We start from the raw sequence: 16,395 nt of genomic DNA, 5'->3' as shown, positions 1-16,395 counted from the left end.
AAGATTGCCCGGGGATCCACGAAGTGTCAACCCCCAATTTCCCTGCCGTCGGGGCGTCGACGCAAGCGGCCCGGTCGCGTGCACGCAATCTGCGCGCAGGCGACCGGGCCCGGCAGCTATTAGCCTGGCGCCGCTATTTCTTGTCCAGCTGCAGGCCCACCAGCACCGGATCGTGGTCAGAGGAGCGGTACTGGTCTCCGGTGACCAGCTGGGTCACGTTGTAGTTGTAGCGGCTGTACTCGTAGCCGATGGATTCGGTCGCGTTGATGTTCCAGATGTCCTGTCCTGCCACCTTCCGCGCCAACGGCTTCGAGGCGAAGACGTGGTCTAGCGAACCGGTCAGCCCGGCAAACAGGTAGCTGCGCGAATCGGCCTTGGCGCCCAGGTCGACGTACCCGGCATCGGCCAGCACCTTGATCGGATCCTCGGCCGAGTAGGAGTTGAAGTCACCGGCCAGCAGGATCTGGTCGGTGTTCGAGGTCTTCTTCAGCGAATCGGCGAACTCGACCAGCGCGGTGGCCTGCTCGACGCGCGCGGCGTTCCACGCGCCCTGGCCGTCGCCCTTGTCGGCGTTGGCCGACCCGTCCTTGGGATCGGATCCCTTGGACTTGAAGTGGTTGGCAACCACCAGGAAGCGGGTCTTCTGGTTGCCGCCCACACGCTGGAAGGCCTGGGCCATCGGGTCGCGGGCGTTGTCGAAGGCGGGGTCCTGGAGGATCGTGGACTTGCCGATCAGCTTCACCGCATCGCGCTGGTAGATCATCGCCGTGCGAATCACGTCCTCGTCGGCCCGAACCGCGCCGGGGCTCGGCACGTAGCTCCAGCGGTTCTCCCCGGCCGCGGCATTCAACTCGCCAACCAGGTGCGCCAGCGCGGCGTCGCGGTCCTGGCCGAAGCGCGCCGAGTTCTCGATCTCCTCAAGCACCACGACGTCGGCGTCGAACTTGTTCAGCGCCGCCACGATCTTGGACTGCTGCCGCTCCAGACTTGCCTCCGTGGCCGCGCCGCGGGCGTCGCAGCCCCCGCGCACCGTCACCGGAACACCCTGGCGGTCGTTGTAGTAGGTGCAGCCCTCGAGGCTGTCGCCGGTAGTCGTGAAGTAGTTGAGCACGTTGAAGCTGCCGACGCTCACATTGCCCCCGACGTCCTCCGGCTCGCCGCTGTCGATCTGCTCGAAGCTGACCGGGATGTCAGCATCCTGCGCACCGGTCACCTGTCCGGTCGGCTGCAGCCTCCACAGGTCGTAGCGGTAGTCCATGATCACCGGATCGGTGAAGGTCGCAGCCGCTCCCACGGTGACCCGGCGCTGCGCATCGAGGTACGGCAGCGGCACCGAGGTGTTGGAGGCGCTTGAGAAGTTCAGCGTCGCGCCGTCGTCCAGCACGATGGCCCGCTGCTCGTTCTCGGCGGCCAGCTGCAGGGCCTGGGCGCTGCCCGGGGCGAAGACGTCGGTGGGCTGGCGCAGCGTGCGCTCTCCGGGCACGATGCTGCTGGTTCCCTGCGCGAGGGTGACCTCGCCGAACTGGTTCAGCGAGTAGTTGTCCGAGACAGTGAACCGACCCTGCGGGTCGACCACCATGGATTCGAAGCGCTCGCGGGCGGCATCCGAGGCCGGCAGCGCGATCGCCAGCGGCTTGACCGCTTCGGCCGGTTCGTCCAGCTGCTGCACGCCGGAGGCGCTGATCTGGGTCAGACCGAAGTATTCGGACACGGTGCCCGCGACTTCCACGTGGTCGCCCACGGCGAGCGAGGAAACCTGCCGCGGCGCGTAGATGAAGATGCCGGAGCTGCCCAGCGGCGAGATCTCCGCGCCGCTGCCCGCGGTCTGCAGGTAGAAGCCGCGGATGCCGCCTTCGGCATAGGCCCCGGTGACTACACCCTGGACCGTCACCTTTTGCCCCGCGAGAGGAGAAGCGTCGGTGGTTCCCTGGATTTCCTCGATCGAGGTGATTCCGGGGTCGTCGGCCGTGGCCGGCACGATTCCGCCAGCCGCGAGGCTGGCGCCCAGAACAGCGGCCGCAAGAGCCATGCTGGTGCGTTTGCGCATGTGATTCCCAACGTCGGTGTCGTGAGCGCGGACAGGTGACCGCGCCGTAAGCTCAGCACCGAATAAACCAGACGAACTTGAATTCGCCGTGAATTCCCCCGGGCGCACTCGGTGACAGCTCATGAATCATCCAAATGCATTACGCGCTTTACGTCCAGAGGTGATGCAAAAGATATTCCCACTAATTGAACTGACCGGTCAGTTCAATTAGTCTCGTTAACGTGCTTGTTGCAGACTCGATTTCATTCCAGGGACGCCATAGCGAACTGGTTCCGCCCACTTCCCTGAGCGTCGCGCCCGGGGAAATGCTGCTTGTCGCCGGGGAACCGCAGGGCGCGCGCACCGCGTTGGCCCTGCTGCTTTCAGGCCGGATGAAGCCCGGCGGCGGCACGGTGACCTGGGGCAGCAGCTCGCGCCTGGCCCACCTGCGCAAGCACAGCGCGGTGGTCGACTCCCCGAACATCAACGATCCCGAGGCGCACCTGAAGGTCCGGGACGTGGTCAGCGAGGACCTCTCGCTGATCCCCTCGCCGCCGTGGCGCAAGCCGAATCCCAAGAAGTGGATGGCGGAGCACGGCTACGGCGACATCGCCGGCGACTGGGTCGACGCGGTCGATCCAGTGCGCATGACCGAGATGCTCACGCAGCTGGCCGCCGAGAATCCGCAGATCAGGCTGCTGGTCGTGGATTCGCCCGACCGGCACCTGGGCGAGGACGAGGCATGGCTCGAAGCCCTGGAGCGCTTTGCCCTGTCGGACCGCCAGTTCGCCGTGGTCGCCACGGTGGCCCGGATCCCCGACAGCTGGACCGGTCCGGTGGCCTACCTCGGGGTGGCCGAATGGGCCGATGGCCTCGCATCGGATGAAGCACCTGCACCGCTCCCCGACGCCGCGCCGGAAGAAACCTCCGAGGACTCCGATGACCGGATCCGGACCGGGCTGGACGAGCACGTCGAACCGTCCGAACCAGGTGAGCCTGCCGAGCCGGTTATGCCGATCGAGCCGGCCACCGCCATGGTGCCGGCCGTCGCAGAACCGCCGCACGAGCCCGCCGAATCGGAGCCCGCCGAACCCGAGCCTTCCGAACCGGTTCAAGACCCATCGGCCAGCGCGGAACCTGGAACGCCGGAAGAACAGGACACCCCCACGCCGACCCCGCGGCCGGCCAGCGACCCCAGCCAAGCAAAGGACTAACCCATGACGACACTGCGTCTGGCGCTTTCCGAACTCAAGCGCATGACCCGCGGCACGCTGCCCAAGCTCGCGCTCATCGCCATCACCTGCGTGCCGCTGCTGTACGGCGCGCTCTACCTCTACGCCAACTGGGATCCGCAGTCCAACCTGGACAATGTCACCGCCGCGGTGGTCAACCTCGATGAGGGCGCCACCGTCGACGGCAAGGAGAAGCAGGTCGGCGACACCGTGGTCGAGTCGCTGGACGAGGACGGCACCTTCAGCTGGGCCCAGCTGGACACCCGCGAAGCGGCCGAGCAGGCGGTCTCCGACGGCACCTACGCCTTCGCGATGATCCTGCCCGAGGACTTCTCCGCGGCGCTGACCTCCCCGGGGGACTTCAAGGACGCCACCCAGGCGGACATCGAGCTGCTGACCAACGACGCGAACAACTTCATGGTCAGCAACTTCGCCAAGACCCTGGCCGGCGAGGTGCGCACCTCGGTGGCCAACGAGGTCGGCACCGAAACCGCCTCCGCCATGATCGCCGGCTTCGTGGACATCCACCAGTCGATGGGCGAGGCCGCCGACGGCGCCAAGCAGGTCTACGAGGGCACCCTGTCCCTGGGCGACGGCGTGCTCACCCTGGCCGACGGCACCACCAAGCTGGTGGACGGCAGCTCCCAGCTGGCCGACGGCACGCTCGCGCTCAAGGACGGCACCAGCTCGCTGAGCACCGGGCTGGATTCGCTGGTCGCCGGGCAGGGCAAGCTGGCCGACGGGGCCGACTCGCTCGCCTCCGGCGCCGCCGAACTCTCCGCCGGCGCAGGCAAGCTCTCCGCCGGGCTGGACACCTTGGAGTCCAAGACCGCAGCGCTGCCTGACTCGGTAAAGCGGCTGGATGACGGAGCGCACAGCGCCAAGAAGGCCGCCGACCAGCTGGCCGCCGGCTCCAAGCAGGTCGCCGACGGCAATGCCAAGCTCGCCGCCACCGCGGACGGGGCCATCGAGGTGATCGACCAGCTGCAGGTCGACGCGAAGGACCGGCTGGGCCAGGTGGAAGATGCGATGTCCCAGCGCCTGGATGCACTCGTGGCCTCCGGCGCGCTGAGCGAAGAACAGGCGGAGAAGATCGCCAAGGACCTCGCCGGCGCCGTGGACGACTCGACCGCGAGCCAGGCGGTGAAGGACGAGGCGGCGAAGGTCCGCGCCGAGCTGGGCGCCGTGCAGTCAAGCCTTGACGCGCTGGCCGGCGGCTCCCAGCAGGTGGCCGACGGCAATGCCGAGCTCGCCAAGGGCCTGGGCACCCTGTCCGCGGGCACCGGCAAGCTCAACGCCGCGGTCCCCTCCCTGGTGGAGGGCATCTCCACGGCCGCCGACGGCGGCTCCGACCTGGCGTCCGGCGCCAAGACCCTGGCCTCCGGGGCCTCTACCCTGGCCGGCGGCCAGCACGACGCGCTGGACGGCGCCACCCAGGCGGCCTCGGGAGCCGGCGAGCTGGATTCCGGCGCCGGGGCGCTGGTGGACGGCTCCGGGGCGCTGCACTCCGGGCTGGTGCAGCTCTCCGACGGCGTCGGCGAACTCTCGGACGGCACCACCCAGCTGGAGGACGGCTCGGGCGAGCTGTCCAGCGGCCTGGCGGACGGCGTGGGACAGGTCCCCGACCCGGATGCGAAGACCAGCGACAAGCTGGCGAACGTGATCGGCGACCCGGTCTCGGTGACCCAGCAGAAGCAGGCCGAGGCGCACGCCTACGGCGAGGGGCTGGCCCCGTTCTTCATGACCCTGGCGACGTTCATCGGCGTGCTGATCCTGACCCAGGTGGTCCGCCCGATCACCACCCGCGCGCTGGCCTCCAACGGCGTGAACTGGAAGATCGCCATCGGCGGCTGGCTGCCCTTCGCCGGGCTGGCGCTGCTGCAGACCAGCCTGCTGTTCGCGGTGGTGCACTTCGGGCTCGGCCTGAACACCGCCCACCCGTGGCTGACCTGGGGCCTGTTCCTTCTCGCGGCGCTGTGCTTCAGCGCCCTGATCCAGGGCATCTACGCCCTGCTGGGCACCGCCGGCAAGTTCGTGGTGTTGGTGCTGATGGTGCTGCAGCTGGTCACCGCCGGCGGCACCTTCCCCTGGGAGACGCTGCCCGAGCCGCTGCACGTGCTGCACCAGATCCTGCCGATGAGCTCGGTGGTGCTGGGCATGCGCCACCTGATGTACGGGGCGGATCTGGGCATGCTGTCGGCCATCGGCGGCGTGCTGGTTGGCTACACGCTGCTGGGTCTGGGCTGCAGCCTGCTGGCGGTGCGCCTGCACAAGACCTGGACGCTGAAGACCCTGCAGCCGGAGCTGGGCGAATGACAGGGCAGTTCGGCGCCCGCCCGCGGGTGCGCGCCACCGATTCGAAGGAGCGGCTGTTCGCCGCCTCGATGGCGCTGCTGGGCCGGCGCGGGGTCAACGCGGTGTCGGTCGACGAGATCGCCCGCGCCGCAGGGGTCTCCAAGGGCACCGTCTACTACAACTTCGGCTCCAAGGAGAAGATGATCGGCGCGCTGCTGGAGTTCGGCGCGCGCAAGCTGCTGGACCAGCTGGGCCGGGACGCGGCGGTCGAGGATCCGATGGCGGCGCTGGAGGCGATGGTGCGCTCCGCGTTCGGCTTCGTGCAGGAGTACCCCTCCTACGCCCAGCTGTGGGTCAGCGAGCAGCAGCGCGGCGAAAGCCCGTGGGGCGAGCAGGTGCAGGAGTTCCGCCACCGGATCACCGACCAGATCACCGAGGCGCTGCGCCGCGCGGTGCAGGTGCCCGAGCCGCTGCTGGCCGCTTCCGCCCGCGCGATGTTCGGCGCCGCATTGCTCACCGCGCGCGAACGGTCCGACGGCGAGGCGCCGCCGGATCTGGACACCAATACGCTGGCGGTGATGGCCACGGTGCACGGGCTGCGCGCGATGTCCCGGGACGTTCGCTAGGTGCGCGCCTGCGGTTCCCAGCCGCGGGTGGGCTGCAGTCCGGGCAGCGTCCCGCGGTAGAGCAGCACCCCCGGGTAGTCCTGCAGCAGCCTGCCCGCCTCGCGGGCGGCGCCCGGCGACAGCGCCCCCGGCAGCCCGTCGAGCACCAGCAGCGCCGGCTTCTCCAGCAGCGCCCGCGCCAGCAGCAGCCCGGCGCGCTGCGCGTCGTCCAGCGGTTCGCCGCCGCGGCGCAGCATGGTCGCCTCCGCGTCGGGCAGCTCGTCGACATCCAGCCCGAACAGCTGCGCCAGCCGCAGCGCCTCCTCCAGGCTTCCCTGCGGGCGGCGGTAGCGCAGCGCGCGGGCGATGGACCCGCGTTCGAGCACCATCCCTGACAGCGCGGCGCCCAGCAGCCGGCGCCGGCTGCGTTCGGGGATCAGCCCGAGGTTCCGTCCGCCCACCCAGGCCCCGTGGGGCTGGGGATCCGAGGCCAGCCCGGTGGTGGCCAGCCGATGCAGCAGCTGCTGCGCGGCCCGGCCGCCGCCCACCTCGATGCGCTCGCCCGGACCTGCCAGCAGCGTGGGCCAGGCCCGCCCGTCCGGGCCGGCGGCCGGCTGCAGGCGCACCACGTCCGGGGTGTTGCCAGGCGCGCCCACCGGCAGCCGGGTCCCGGCGCCGGTGCCGCGCGCGGCCAATTGGGCCAGCAGCGGGGCCAGGATCCGCCGGGCGGCCTTGTAGTTCTGCCGGTATTCGACCATGCGCCCGAATTCCCCGAGCACCGCGCTGCTGATGCCCAGCAGCAGCAGTCCGCTGGTGATCGCGGAGGCCGGCAGCCCGGCGCTGGAGGCAAGGCCCACCAGCAGCACGCTGCCCATCAGCGGCACGGCCAGCGCGCTGGCGCGCAGCGCCCCGGCGAATCGCGCGCGGTGCACTGCGGCGGCTGCCATGCGAGCGGCGGCGCCCTGCAGCCGGCCCACCTCGCGCCCCACGCCCCCGGCGGCCCGCACGGAGGTGGCGGCGTCCAGGGTTTCGGCGATCCGCGAGGCCAGCGCCCCGCGGCGCCGGCGCAGCACCCGGGCCGCGCCGTAGGCTCCCGGGGCCAGCACCCCGAGCAGCAGCAGTTCCAGTCCCAGCGGGATGAGCAGCGCCAGCGCCAGCGGCGGCGCGCTGAGGTACAGCCCGGCCAGCGCGAAGAGCAGCAGCGGGATGCCCGCCATGAGCGGCACGATGCCCTGGATCACCCAGTTGCGCACCGAGGAGAGGTCGTTGGTGGAGCGGGCGACGGTGATGCCCAGCCCCGGGGCCCGGTCGGCGGTCAGCGACTGCTTCAGCAGCCCGCCGCGCAGCTGCGCCACGTAGTGCTGCCCCAGCTCCTCGGCCAGCACCCGCTCGGCGAACTTGCCCAGCCCGAACGCGAGCGCCAGGCCCAGCACCAGCCAGAGCCCGGAAACGGTGAAGGCGCGGGTCAGCTGCCCGGTGAGCCAGGCCAGCAGCACCGTGAGCGCGCCCATGCCAAGCCCCAGGCCCAGCAGCCACGACAACGCCGCCCGGCGCCCGGGGGCCCACAGGGCCGGCAGCCTGCCGCGCCGCGCCCGCGCGCCCATCCCGGTGTCCGTCTTCTCCTGCATGGCTTGCCTTCGCCGCCGCGGCTAGGAGCGCGGCAGCAGCGCCGTGGCGACCTGCGGGTCGCACAGCTCGAAGGTGTCGATGACCTGGGTGCGCAGGTTGGCGCGGGCCTCGTCGGCGGCCAGCGGGGAGGCGGTCAGGCGCCCGGAGACCGCGGCCAGGTCCAGTCCGGCGGAGAGCAGGATCTGCTCGCCGGCCAGCGCGCCCAGCGCGTCCTGGGCGCTGAACAGCACCCGGTCCACGTGCCGGGAGAAGACCGGGTCGTTCAGCAGGCGGGAGGTCTCGCCCTGGAACAATCCGTCGGCGATCTCGATGACGACCACGTCGGCGCCGGTGGCGGCCTGCTCGCGGATCATCGCCACCAGCAGGTCGCGGACCTGCTCGTAGCGCACCATGTAGGTGGTCGGGTAGCCGAAGTCGGTGAAGTCGGCCACTGACACCGCGCCGGCGTCCTTGAAGAGGTTCGGGTCGTTGCCGGCCCCGGTGCCGGTGGCCTTGCCGGCTGCAACATCCAGCCCGGCATTGGTCAGCCCGTTGACCAGGCAGCCCAGGGTGGTGGACTTGCCCGAGTTCATCGAGGTGCCCAGCACCGCGATGACCGGCACGCCGGTCCGGGCCGGCTGCGCGCTCGCGCCGGCCGAGGGGGTGTGCACCTGCAGCGGGGCGAAGTCGGCCAGGTTCACGACCTGCCCGTCGCGGGCCAGCAGGCCCAGCGGCTCCAGCTCGGTAGCCGCCTCGATGGAAGCATGCATGGATTCCACGCGGCTTGCCACGCCGCCGCCGGCCACCAGCTGGCACGGGCCCAGGTCCAGCGGCACGTGGGCCAGGAACTGGTCAGGGGCGTAGCGGTCGCCGTAGGCCACCAGCACCAGCTGGCCGACGAACAGCTTCTGGCGGCGGCCCTCGGCCGACTGCAGCGCGGTGTGCTGGCCGATCTCGGTCACGCGGGCCACCACCACGTCTCCGGCGGCAGGGGCCAGCGCGGCGCCACCCAGAAGATGGAAGTCGCCCGGGTTGCGCTGCAGCTGCGCGCCGACGAAGCGGGTGGTGTAGGCGGTGCGGATGGCGGCCACGGTGCGGGCGCCCAGCTCCTGGCGGTCGCTCGACGGCGCGGCCGATGGGGTTGGGTGCTCTTCGATGATTGGTGCAATACCCATGGCGGGTTCTCCTTGCTCGCTTTCCACGGGGAGCCTGGGCCCCGCGGCCGGCCGTTCGGCTCGACTATTTACAGTGAAGTCGCCCAGGGTTAACCGAACGTGGACATCCGATGAGATGGTCAGGAGAATCCCGTGAGGGTTTTCTCATCTTGGGCCGCAGGCGTCCGACCCGCGGATTGGCCGGGGCTCAGGGCCGTGGAACGGCGAAGTGGGTGACCTTCGCGTCGCGCGCGTCCAAGTGCGAATAGGGGTGGCCGGTCTCCAGCACCGTGGTGCCCAGGGTCGGGTAGTTCATCGCCAGCTCGTAGACCGCTTCCTCGTCGGAGTCGGCCGAGGCCAGGCGCAGCGCCAGCTCCTGCAGCACCGGCTGGTGCCCGATGACCAGCAGCGTGCCCACGGTGTCCGGCACCTCGTTGATGATCGAGCACAGCGCGGAGACCGAGGCGGTATATATGCGCGAGTCGATGTACGGGGTCGGGCCCTTCTCCCCCAGCTCGGAGAGCACCCAGGCGCAGGTCGACCGGGTGCGCAGCGCGTCGGAGCAGATGATGTAGTCCGGGATGAGGTCGTTCTCCACGAGCCAGGCCCCGGCGGCGGGGGCTTCGCGGTTCCCGCGCGAGGCCAGCGGGCGCTCGTGGTCGGGCACGCCCAGCGGGTAGTCCGCCTTGGCATGGCGCATCAGGATCAGGCGGCGGGTCTGGGCAGCATTCATAGTCCCCAGCTTAAGACAAGCGCGGCGGGCATACCCAATGGTTTGCCCGCCGCGCCGCCGGTTCGTCCCGCCCAGGGACGCCGACTCCGAAGACTAGATGGAGTATTCCGGCGCCGCCCAGACAACGACCTCCGGGTGCTCGTAGAAACGGTAGCCCTGGCCGCGCACGGTGCGCACAGTGTTCGCCAGACGGCCCAGCTTCGAGCGCAGGCGGCGGATGTGCACGTCGATGGTGCGCTCGTTGGGCACCTCGTCGGCATTGCGCCACAGGTTTTCCAGCAGCTCCTCGCGGCCCACGGTGCGGGTGCCGTTCTCCACCAGGAAGTTCAGCAGCTCGAATTCCTTGAAGGTCAGGTTCAGGGTCTCGCCGTCCAGGTAGACCTCGCGGCGCGACAGGTCGATCAGCACGCCCGACGGACGCGGGGTGCTCGGGCGCGCCTCGGCGCGCGGGCGGCGGGAGAGGGTCGGATCGCCCAGCGCCTGGCGCACGACGTCGATCGGCTCGCCCTGGGCGCTGGTCGGTGCCAGTGCCACGGCCGCGTGGGTCTGGGCCTGCGGCGACAGGGTCGCCAGGAAGGCGCGCACCTGGGTGGCCAGCTTGCCCAGCGAGGTGCCCTGGGCCTGGGCTGCCGCTTCGTCCAGGCCTACATACAGCACGAAGCCGCGGGCCGAGGTGTCAGCGCTCTGGGCTCCTGCTGACTGGACAGGTGCGGCGGCAGGCTGATGCATTGGTTCGCGGGTCTCATGCACGTTGGAAACGGCGCGCAGCGGGCGATAGCCTGCCGGGGCATAGCTTCCTGCGGCCGCGCGCTGCGCCGCCGCTGCCCGGTTCTGGGCATTGCGAATTGAAACGTGAACGTATCCGGATCCTGCCGACATATTGCTTTTCCTCTATGTGTGCGAAGGCCAAGTGATTTGGCGCTGATGCTTCGGGTTTTGCTTGCGCTGCCAGCGGCCTTCGTCCACCAGCAGCAGTTGGGTTTCCCGTCAACGGCTGCCCGTGAACCGAATTCCAGTAACTCAGAAATTCGATGCGGTGCCGCTGACGCCGAGCATTCGACAACAGCAAAGGGAGGCCAGCGGCGATGTCCCGCCGGGGTTCCATTTACTGCTCTGCGCCTTACTCACACCTCTAGTTTCCTCGTAACATTGGGAACTTGCAAGTAACAATAAGCACCCATGTCCACGATGTGAGACGGATGTGTCCGAAAGTGACGTGCGCCACTTTAGGCAAAACATGGCGATCTAAGCGCTTAACTACTCAATATGTTCAGGATTTTTTGGATCAATGCGCAGTATGCCTACCCTATGCAGAGGTCTGAATATTCATTCATTGACATTCGATGTTCACACTTCAAACATTCGCCGTTCTGCACCCTTGACCAAATTAAGCGCTATCTGATTGCAAATATCTCGCATAAAATCGTCATGTGGACATAGCTTCTGCACAGGTAAATCATAAAGTCAGCCCAAGGCAATAGGGGATGCTCTTAAACATGAACGATTCCCGATTCTCTCCCGCCCAGCTTCCACGTCTCACCCATCCGGACGGCACGCCGATCAAGGTACTGGTGGTTGACGACGAGCCATCGCTCGCCGAACTGGTAGCCATGGGAACCCGCATGCTCGGGTGGGAAGCGACCATGGCCCATGACGGCCCCGAAGCCGTCGCCACCGCACGTTCCTTCACCCCTGACGTCCTGGTCTTGGACTGGATGCTGCCGGGCTTCGACGGTCCCGAGGTGCTGCGCAAGGTCCGTACCCACCTGCCCGACGTCCCGGTGCTGTTCCTGACCGCCAAGGATGCAGTCGAGGACCGCATTGAAGGCCTGGGCGCCGGCGCCGACGACTACGTCGCCAAGCCCTTCAGCCTGGAGGAGGTGCTGATCCGCCTGCACCGCCTGGTCGAGCGCTCCGGAGCCACCACCGCAGATACCGCGGAGCTGGTGGTCGGCGACCTGGTGCTGAATCTCGACTCCCACGACGTCTCCCGCGCCGGACGCGAGATCCAGCTGACCGCCACCGAGTTCGACCTGCTTTCCTACCTGATGAACAACGCGCGCCGCGTGGTGTCCAAGTCGCAGATCCTTGACAATGTCTGGCACTACGACTTCGACGGCCAGGCGAACATCGTTGAACTGTACATTTCCTACCTGCGCAAGAAGATCGACGTCGACGCCGAACCGATGATTCACACCGTGCGCGGCGTGGGATACGTTTTGAAGCCCGCTGCATGAGCATGTTCACCACCACCCCGAAGGTGAGTTCTCCGCATGCGCTGCAGCGCAAGCTGATGATCATCCTTCTCACGTCGGTCACGGCAGTCTCCGCGCTGCTCGGGCTGCTCTACAACGCCGGCATGCGCCAGACGCTCATGGACCAGCTCGGCGACCAGCTCAAGCTGACCACCGAGCGCGCCCTGAACTACTCGCAGGAAGCCGGCAACGGCCGGATCGAGGCCCCCGGCCAGTCCGCCGGCACGCTCACCGCGCGCTTCGACCGGTTGGTCTTCGTCGGCGGCGTGCTGGACAAGAAGACCGGTGAATTCAAGCAGCTGGGCCAGCAGGACGCCATCCCGATGGTGCAGCTGCCGGTCAGCGACCTGCACACCCCCGGAGCATTCCACCCGCGCCGCGCAAACCTGACGGTTGGCGACTACTACCTGGTCGCGGTGCAGGACGCCGGCACCAACACCGTGCTGGTGGTCGGCCTGCCGCTGTCCGACACCGACGTGGCGTTGCGCGAAATGGCCTGGCTGACGCTGTTCATCGCGATGATCCTGATCGTCGGCGCGGGCCTGGCCGGCTCCTGGCTGATCAGCCGCTCGCTGGCTCCGCTCAAGCGCGTGGCGGGGGTGGCGGCCTCGGTGGCCGACACCGACCTGGATTCGGGCAAGGTCGAACTGACCCAGCGCGTGGCCGAGGAGGACGCGACCCCGGGCACCGAGGTCGGCAACGTGGGCTACGCCCTGAACGCGATGATCGACAACGTCTCCACGGCGCTGACCGCCCGCGAGAAGTCGCAGGCGCAGATGCGCCAGTTCGTCGCCGACGCCTCGCACGAGCTGCGCACCCCGCTGTCCTCCATCCGCGGCTACACCGAGCTGCTCGCCGCGACCGAGCACTTCTCCCCCGACGGGCAGCGTTCGGTGGAGCGGGTGCTGCAGCAGAGCCACCGCATGGGCTCGCTGGTGGAGAACCTGCTGCTGCTGGCCCGGCTGGACGAGGCGAACGCCTTCCGCCGCACCAAGCTGGATCTGGGGCTGCTCACCGCCGACATCACCGAGGACTTCAAGGTCACCGCGGACGACCACATCTGGGAGTTCGACTGCCAGGACCCGCAGACCTTCGTCTACGCCGACTCCTCCTCGCTGCGCCGGGTGATCACGAACCTGCTGGCCAACGCCCGCAAGCACACCAGTCCCGGCAACACCGTGACCGCCACGGTCCGCCAGGACCCGGACAGCAACGAGGCGGTGCTGCTGGTGCACGACACCGGCGAAGGCATCGACGCGGATTTCCTGCCCACGGTCTTCGAGCGCTTCACCCGCGCGGACAAGGCCCGCTCCGGCTCGGACGGCACCACCGGGCTGGGCCTGCCGATCGCCAAGAGCATCGTGGAAGCCCATGGCGGCAGCATCTCGGTGCGCTCGGTCCCCGGGGACACCGTCTTCGAGGTCAGGCTCCCGCTCATCGACCAGGACGCCGAACCCGCCGGCTCAGCCGGACGTTCCCCCAAGGCCTCGGTCTAGCCCAGGGGCAGGAGCGAATCGGGGATTGAGAAAAGGGCTGCCCGCACCAGTGGTGCGGGCAGCCCCTTTCGCGTTGTCCGGCGGAGAACCGCCGGCGCCGGAAAACTAGGCGATCGGCGGGGTGACGCCGTACAAGCGGTCGCCGGCATCTCCCAGGCCCGGGATGATGTAGGACTTATCGTCCAGCTTCTCGTCCAGCGAGGCCAGCACCACGTGCACGCGGTCGTCGTCGCCGTGGATCGACTTCAGGCGTTCGACGCCCTCCGGCGCGGCGATCAGGCAGATGCAGGTCACCGAGCTGGCGCCGCGCTCGAAGATGAACTTGATGGCCTCGGCCAGGGTGCCGCCGGTGGCCAGCATCGGATCCAGCACGAACACCTGGCGTCCGGACAGGTCGTTCGGAACGCGGTCGGCGTAGGTGATGATGTCCAGGGTTTCCTCGTTGCGGGCCATGCCCAGGAAGCCGACCTCAGCGGTCGGCACCAGGCGTGTCATGCCTTCGAGCATGCCCAGGCCTGCGCGCAGGATCGGGACGACGAGCGGGGTCGGCTTGGCGATGGTGGTACCGGTGGTGACCGCGACCGGGGTGACGACCTCGACCTGCTCGGTCTTCACCTCGCGGGTGGCCTCGTAGGCCAGCAGGGTGACCAGTTCATCGGTCAGCTGGCGGAAAATCGAGGACGGGGTGTTCTTGTCACGAAGAACTGAGACCTTGTGTGCCACCAACGGGTGGTCGACTACCTGTACGCGCATGCATCAAAATCTATCAGCCCGGCCTTTGCCCGATCGAGGAATTCCGGCAATTCCCCGACGGAAATCCGGATTATGTGCCCAAGCGAACAGTAAAACCGCCCGCCGTCCCCGGCGGCGGCACCCGAACACGTATGGTTGGAGCACTATGAACCGTGAACACGAAGCCTGGATGGACCTCGCGCTGGACGAGGCCCGGGCCGCCTTGGCCACCGACGACGTCCCCATCGGCGCGGTGGTCATCTCCCCCGACGGAAAGCTGCTGTCCACCGGCCGCAATGAACGCGAAGCCCTGAAGGACCCCACCGCCCACGCCGAGGTCGTCGCCATCCGCAACGCGGTCTCCGCCCTGGCCGCGCGCGGCGAGGACGACGGCTGGCGCTTGGAGGACTGCACCCTGGTGGTCACGCTGGAACCCTGCGCGATGTGCGCCGGAGCGATCGTGCTCGCGCGCATCCCGCGGGTGGTGTTCGGCGCCTGGGACGAGAAGGCCGGGGCCTGCGGCTCGGTGTTCGATATCGTGCGCGAACCGCGGCTGAACCACTGGGTCGAGGTCTATCCCCGCGTCAGGGAGCAGGAATGCGCCGGCCTGCTGCACGACTTCTTCAGATCCAAGCGCTGAGCCGCAGCCGGAAAAACTGTGTTTCGGGCCACTTGCGCCCGATTGGAGCCCCTTCGTTTTGGCATTCGCCAGATGTTCGTTATAGAGTTATCAGGTCTGGTGACGTGTCCGAGCGGCCGAAGGTGCAACACTCGAAATGTTGTGTACGGTAACCCCGTACCGTGGGTTCAAATCCCACCGTCACCGCCAATGAAAACCCCTAGTTAGCTAGGGGTTTTCTTCTTTTAATGATCAGACGCTGCGCACCGGGCGCGGGCGCGTCGTCCAGTGGAAGGTCGCCGTGGCATGCCCCTCATGCATGGCGAGAACGGCTTCCACCACCACGCCGGCCCGCACGCTTGCGCCCAGGAAACCTCAGTCTGAGGTGTCCTTTGTGAGCATCGCGTAAGCAGGACGAAATACACCACTAGCCTGCCGGGGCTGCCGGACGGGCTACGCACGCGTGCCCTCAGGAGCCCGGGTGCAGAACCCAGTCCTCCTCCGGCTGGATGAGGCAAGGGGCTCATCGGGTCGGAGAAGGAACAGGCATTGCCTACTGGGCCCGAAACACCTCCACACGCCGACCAGCTCCCGCCTCAATACGCAGGATCCTGTTTTTCTTTGGCAACGGCAGGACTTGAATACTAAGTTTCCCCGACACCCCCTAACCCTGTTCACCCTTCCCAGAATGCCAGGGCGATAATCTGTGGCGTCGAACTGAACCGTGCACCGAACAATCGAGGCACGCAGATGGATTGCTTTACTCTGCAACCAGTTGTCGCAAGCCGATATCGTAGACACAACGGATGCTATCGCGGATGGCACAAGTGTCAATATTGCGCAGCAGACAACCGAATTTCGGCGAATGCCTAATAAATGCCCTCGTGTCCATGCTTACCACATACTGATCGGTACGCTATCGTTCATAAAGTGCATCTCAGTCCAGATGCTGAACGAAGTCACTCGATCCACTAGGAGGAAGTTATGGGTTTCATTGGTTGGATTGTTTTGGGCCTCATCGCCGGTGCGATTGCTAAGGCGATCAAGCCAGGCGAGCAGGGTGGCGGCTGGATCGCCACGTTGCTCCTCGGCGTTGTCGGCGCCGTCATTGGTGGCTGGATTGGTTCCGCGGCATTCGGTGTCGGAGTGAACGAATTCTGGTCGCTTTCGACGTGGTTGCTGGCCATCGGTGGTTCGCTGCTCGTCCTCATTATTTGGGGACTGCTTACGCGTAAACGGGCCTAGCCTGCACGACAAGGACAGGGGTCCTACTTTGCGAAGTAGGACCCCTGCTCCATTGATCGCTCTCCACCAACTCAGGATTGGCTCTTCAATGCCACTTTCGCCGGCCGGCACGGTCACGGGGAGGGTCTTGGCTTTCAAGCATGCTCGCGGCCCATATGCACGAGAAGAGGCATCTTTGGCATTCTGTTGGGGGGGCAAATTAGAAAGCTGGTCTCTGCCGCCATCACAGCACCAGAGACCAGCCGAAGAAGTGGTAGATCACCGTATCCCCCCAGATATCAGTCGCCTGCACAGAGGCCTCTGCGCGCCTACGTGGCACGGCACTTCTTGCAATGAGAATACCTGCGTCTGGATGGTTGGCCATGGGCAATCCCATTCTCCGCAGATGCGTGATG

Annotated in this window: 13 protein-coding genes and 1 tRNA gene; 8 read left to right on the top strand and 6 right to left on the bottom strand. The window is 67.6% G+C overall.

Annotated features, from left to right (window positions below; all coding sequences use genetic code 11):
* Window positions 1-133 precede the first annotated feature (133 nt).
* Window positions 134-2,047 carry an ExeM/NucH family extracellular endonuclease gene (locus tag ACTX90_RS02310; protein WP_113607689.1) on the bottom strand — a complete coding sequence of 638 codons (1,914 nt, stop codon included), beginning with the start codon at window positions 2,045-2,047 and terminating at the stop codon, window positions 134-136.
* Between the two features lie 221 nt (window positions 2,048-2,268).
* Between ACTX90_RS02310 and ACTX90_RS02305 the strand changes: the two genes are divergently transcribed.
* Genes ACTX90_RS02305 through ACTX90_RS02295 form a run of 3 tightly spaced genes read left to right on the top strand, consistent with a single transcriptional unit; the run spans window position 2,269 to window position 6,179 of the window.
* Window positions 2,269-3,240, top strand: a complete 972-nt coding sequence (locus tag ACTX90_RS02305; RefSeq protein ID WP_052772196.1) for a P-loop NTPase family protein — start codon at window positions 2,269-2,271, stop codon at window positions 3,238-3,240.
* Window positions 3,241-3,243: 3 nt separating this feature from the next.
* Window positions 3,244-5,574 carry a YhgE/Pip family protein gene (locus ACTX90_RS02300; protein WP_424573597.1) on the top strand — a complete coding sequence of 777 codons (2,331 nt, stop codon included), beginning with the start codon at window positions 3,244-3,246 and terminating at the stop codon, window positions 5,572-5,574.
* Entirely contained in the window at window positions 5,571-6,179 is a 609-nt protein-coding gene (locus tag ACTX90_RS02295; protein ID WP_424678741.1) for a TetR/AcrR family transcriptional regulator, read from the top strand. The genes ACTX90_RS02300 and ACTX90_RS02295 overlap by 4 nt, the downstream gene beginning before the upstream one ends.
* Here the strand turns inward: ACTX90_RS02295 and ACTX90_RS02290 are convergent.
* The 4 genes from ACTX90_RS02290 to ACTX90_RS02275 all read right to left on the bottom strand — a co-directional run bounded on the left by ACTX90_RS02290 (window position 6,176) and on the right by ACTX90_RS02275 (window position 10,532).
* Complete coding sequence (locus tag ACTX90_RS02290) at window positions 6,176-7,786, bottom strand: ABC transporter ATP-binding protein (protein WP_424678740.1); 1,611 nt, start codon at window positions 7,784-7,786, stop codon at window positions 6,176-6,178. The two genes, ACTX90_RS02295 and ACTX90_RS02290, sit on opposite strands and share 4 nt — an antisense overlap.
* Before the next feature lie 21 nt (window positions 7,787-7,807).
* Window positions 7,808-8,941, bottom strand: coding sequence for a malic enzyme protein (locus ACTX90_RS02285; RefSeq protein WP_052772198.1), 1,134 nt, complete (start codon window positions 8,939-8,941; stop codon window positions 7,808-7,810).
* 187 nt (window positions 8,942-9,128) lie between these two features.
* Window positions 9,129-9,653 (bottom strand): SixA phosphatase family protein, encoded by a 525-nt coding sequence (locus ACTX90_RS02280; RefSeq protein ID WP_053797343.1) that lies wholly within the window; start codon window positions 9,651-9,653, stop codon window positions 9,129-9,131.
* Window positions 9,654-9,746: 93 nt separating this feature from the next.
* On the bottom strand, window positions 9,747-10,532 hold the full coding sequence (locus tag ACTX90_RS02275; protein ID WP_047117976.1) for a winged helix-turn-helix domain-containing protein: 786 nt from the start codon (window positions 10,530-10,532) through the stop codon (window positions 9,747-9,749).
* Between the two features lie 617 nt (window positions 10,533-11,149).
* On the opposite strand from ACTX90_RS02275, the gene ACTX90_RS02270 reads away from it, so the two are divergent.
* Complete coding sequence (locus tag ACTX90_RS02270) at window positions 11,150-11,890, top strand: response regulator transcription factor (protein ID WP_047117977.1); 741 nt, start codon at window positions 11,150-11,152, stop codon at window positions 11,888-11,890.
* On the top strand, window positions 11,887-13,404 hold the full coding sequence (locus tag ACTX90_RS02265) for a sensor histidine kinase (RefSeq protein WP_113607685.1): 1,518 nt from the start codon (window positions 11,887-11,889) through the stop codon (window positions 13,402-13,404). Before ACTX90_RS02270 ends, ACTX90_RS02265 begins: the two co-directional genes overlap by 4 nt.
* A 105-nt stretch (window positions 13,405-13,509) precedes the next feature.
* Here the strand turns inward: ACTX90_RS02265 and upp are convergent, their stop codons facing one another.
* Entirely contained in the window at window positions 13,510-14,157 is a 648-nt protein-coding gene (upp, locus tag ACTX90_RS02260; RefSeq protein ID WP_053797341.1) for a uracil phosphoribosyltransferase, read from the bottom strand.
* A 145-nt stretch (window positions 14,158-14,302) separates the two neighbouring features.
* Here upp and tadA point away from each other — a divergent pair, with 145 nt between their 5' ends.
* The 3 genes from tadA to ACTX90_RS02245 all read left to right on the top strand — a co-directional run bounded on the left by tadA (window position 14,303) and on the right by ACTX90_RS02245 (window position 16,000).
* Window positions 14,303-14,776, top strand: coding sequence for a tRNA adenosine(34) deaminase TadA (tadA, locus tag ACTX90_RS02255; protein WP_424678738.1), 474 nt, complete (start codon window positions 14,303-14,305; stop codon window positions 14,774-14,776).
* A gap of 98 nt (window positions 14,777-14,874) precedes the next feature.
* Window positions 14,875-14,965, top strand: a tRNA-Ser gene (locus ACTX90_RS02250).
* 774 nt (window positions 14,966-15,739) lie between these two features.
* On the top strand, window positions 15,740-16,000 hold the full coding sequence (locus ACTX90_RS02245) for a GlsB/YeaQ/YmgE family stress response membrane protein (protein ID WP_047117981.1): 261 nt from the start codon (window positions 15,740-15,742) through the stop codon (window positions 15,998-16,000).
* The last annotated feature ends 395 nt before the right edge of the window (window positions 16,001-16,395 follow it).

It is taken from the genome of Glutamicibacter soli (assembly GCF_052322135.1).
Classification (GTDB): domain Bacteria; phylum Actinomycetota; class Actinomycetes; order Actinomycetales; family Micrococcaceae; genus Glutamicibacter; species Glutamicibacter soli.
This window is presented reverse-complemented; position numbering and strand designations above follow the sequence as displayed.

What these genes read in the sequence shown, in the direction of transcription:
- ACTX90_RS02310 (WP_113607689.1), bottom strand. Translation starts at nt 2,047, where the DNA reads ATGCGCAAACGCACCAGCATGGCTCTTGCGGCCGCTGTTCTGGGCGCC.
- ACTX90_RS02300 (WP_424573597.1), top strand. Translation starts at nt 3,244, where the DNA reads ATGACGACACTGCGTCTGGCGCTTTCCGAACTCAAGCGCATGACCCGC.
- ACTX90_RS02295 (WP_424678741.1), top strand. Translation starts at nt 5,571, where the DNA reads ATGACAGGGCAGTTCGGCGCCCGCCCGCGGGTGCGCGCCACCGATTCG.
- ACTX90_RS02290 (WP_424678740.1), bottom strand. Translation starts at nt 7,786, where the DNA reads ATGCAGGAGAAGACGGACACCGGGATGGGCGCGCGGGCGCGGCGCGGC.
- ACTX90_RS02285 (WP_052772198.1), bottom strand. Translation starts at nt 8,941, where the DNA reads ATGGGTATTGCACCAATCATCGAAGAGCACCCAACCCCATCGGCCGCG.
- ACTX90_RS02280 (WP_053797343.1), bottom strand. Translation starts at nt 9,653, where the DNA reads ATGAATGCTGCCCAGACCCGCCGCCTGATCCTGATGCGCCATGCCAAG.
- ACTX90_RS02275 (WP_047117976.1), bottom strand. Translation starts at nt 10,532, where the DNA reads ATGTCGGCAGGATCCGGATACGTTCACGTTTCAATTCGCAATGCCCAG.
- ACTX90_RS02270 (WP_047117977.1), top strand. Translation starts at nt 11,150, where the DNA reads ATGAACGATTCCCGATTCTCTCCCGCCCAGCTTCCACGTCTCACCCAT.
- ACTX90_RS02265 (WP_113607685.1), top strand. Translation starts at nt 11,887, where the DNA reads ATGAGCATGTTCACCACCACCCCGAAGGTGAGTTCTCCGCATGCGCTG.
- upp (WP_053797341.1), bottom strand. Translation starts at nt 14,157, where the DNA reads ATGCGCGTACAGGTAGTCGACCACCCGTTGGTGGCACACAAGGTCTCA.
- tadA (WP_424678738.1), top strand. Translation starts at nt 14,303, where the DNA reads ATGAACCGTGAACACGAAGCCTGGATGGACCTCGCGCTGGACGAGGCC.
- ACTX90_RS02245 (WP_047117981.1), top strand. Translation starts at nt 15,740, where the DNA reads ATGGGTTTCATTGGTTGGATTGTTTTGGGCCTCATCGCCGGTGCGATT.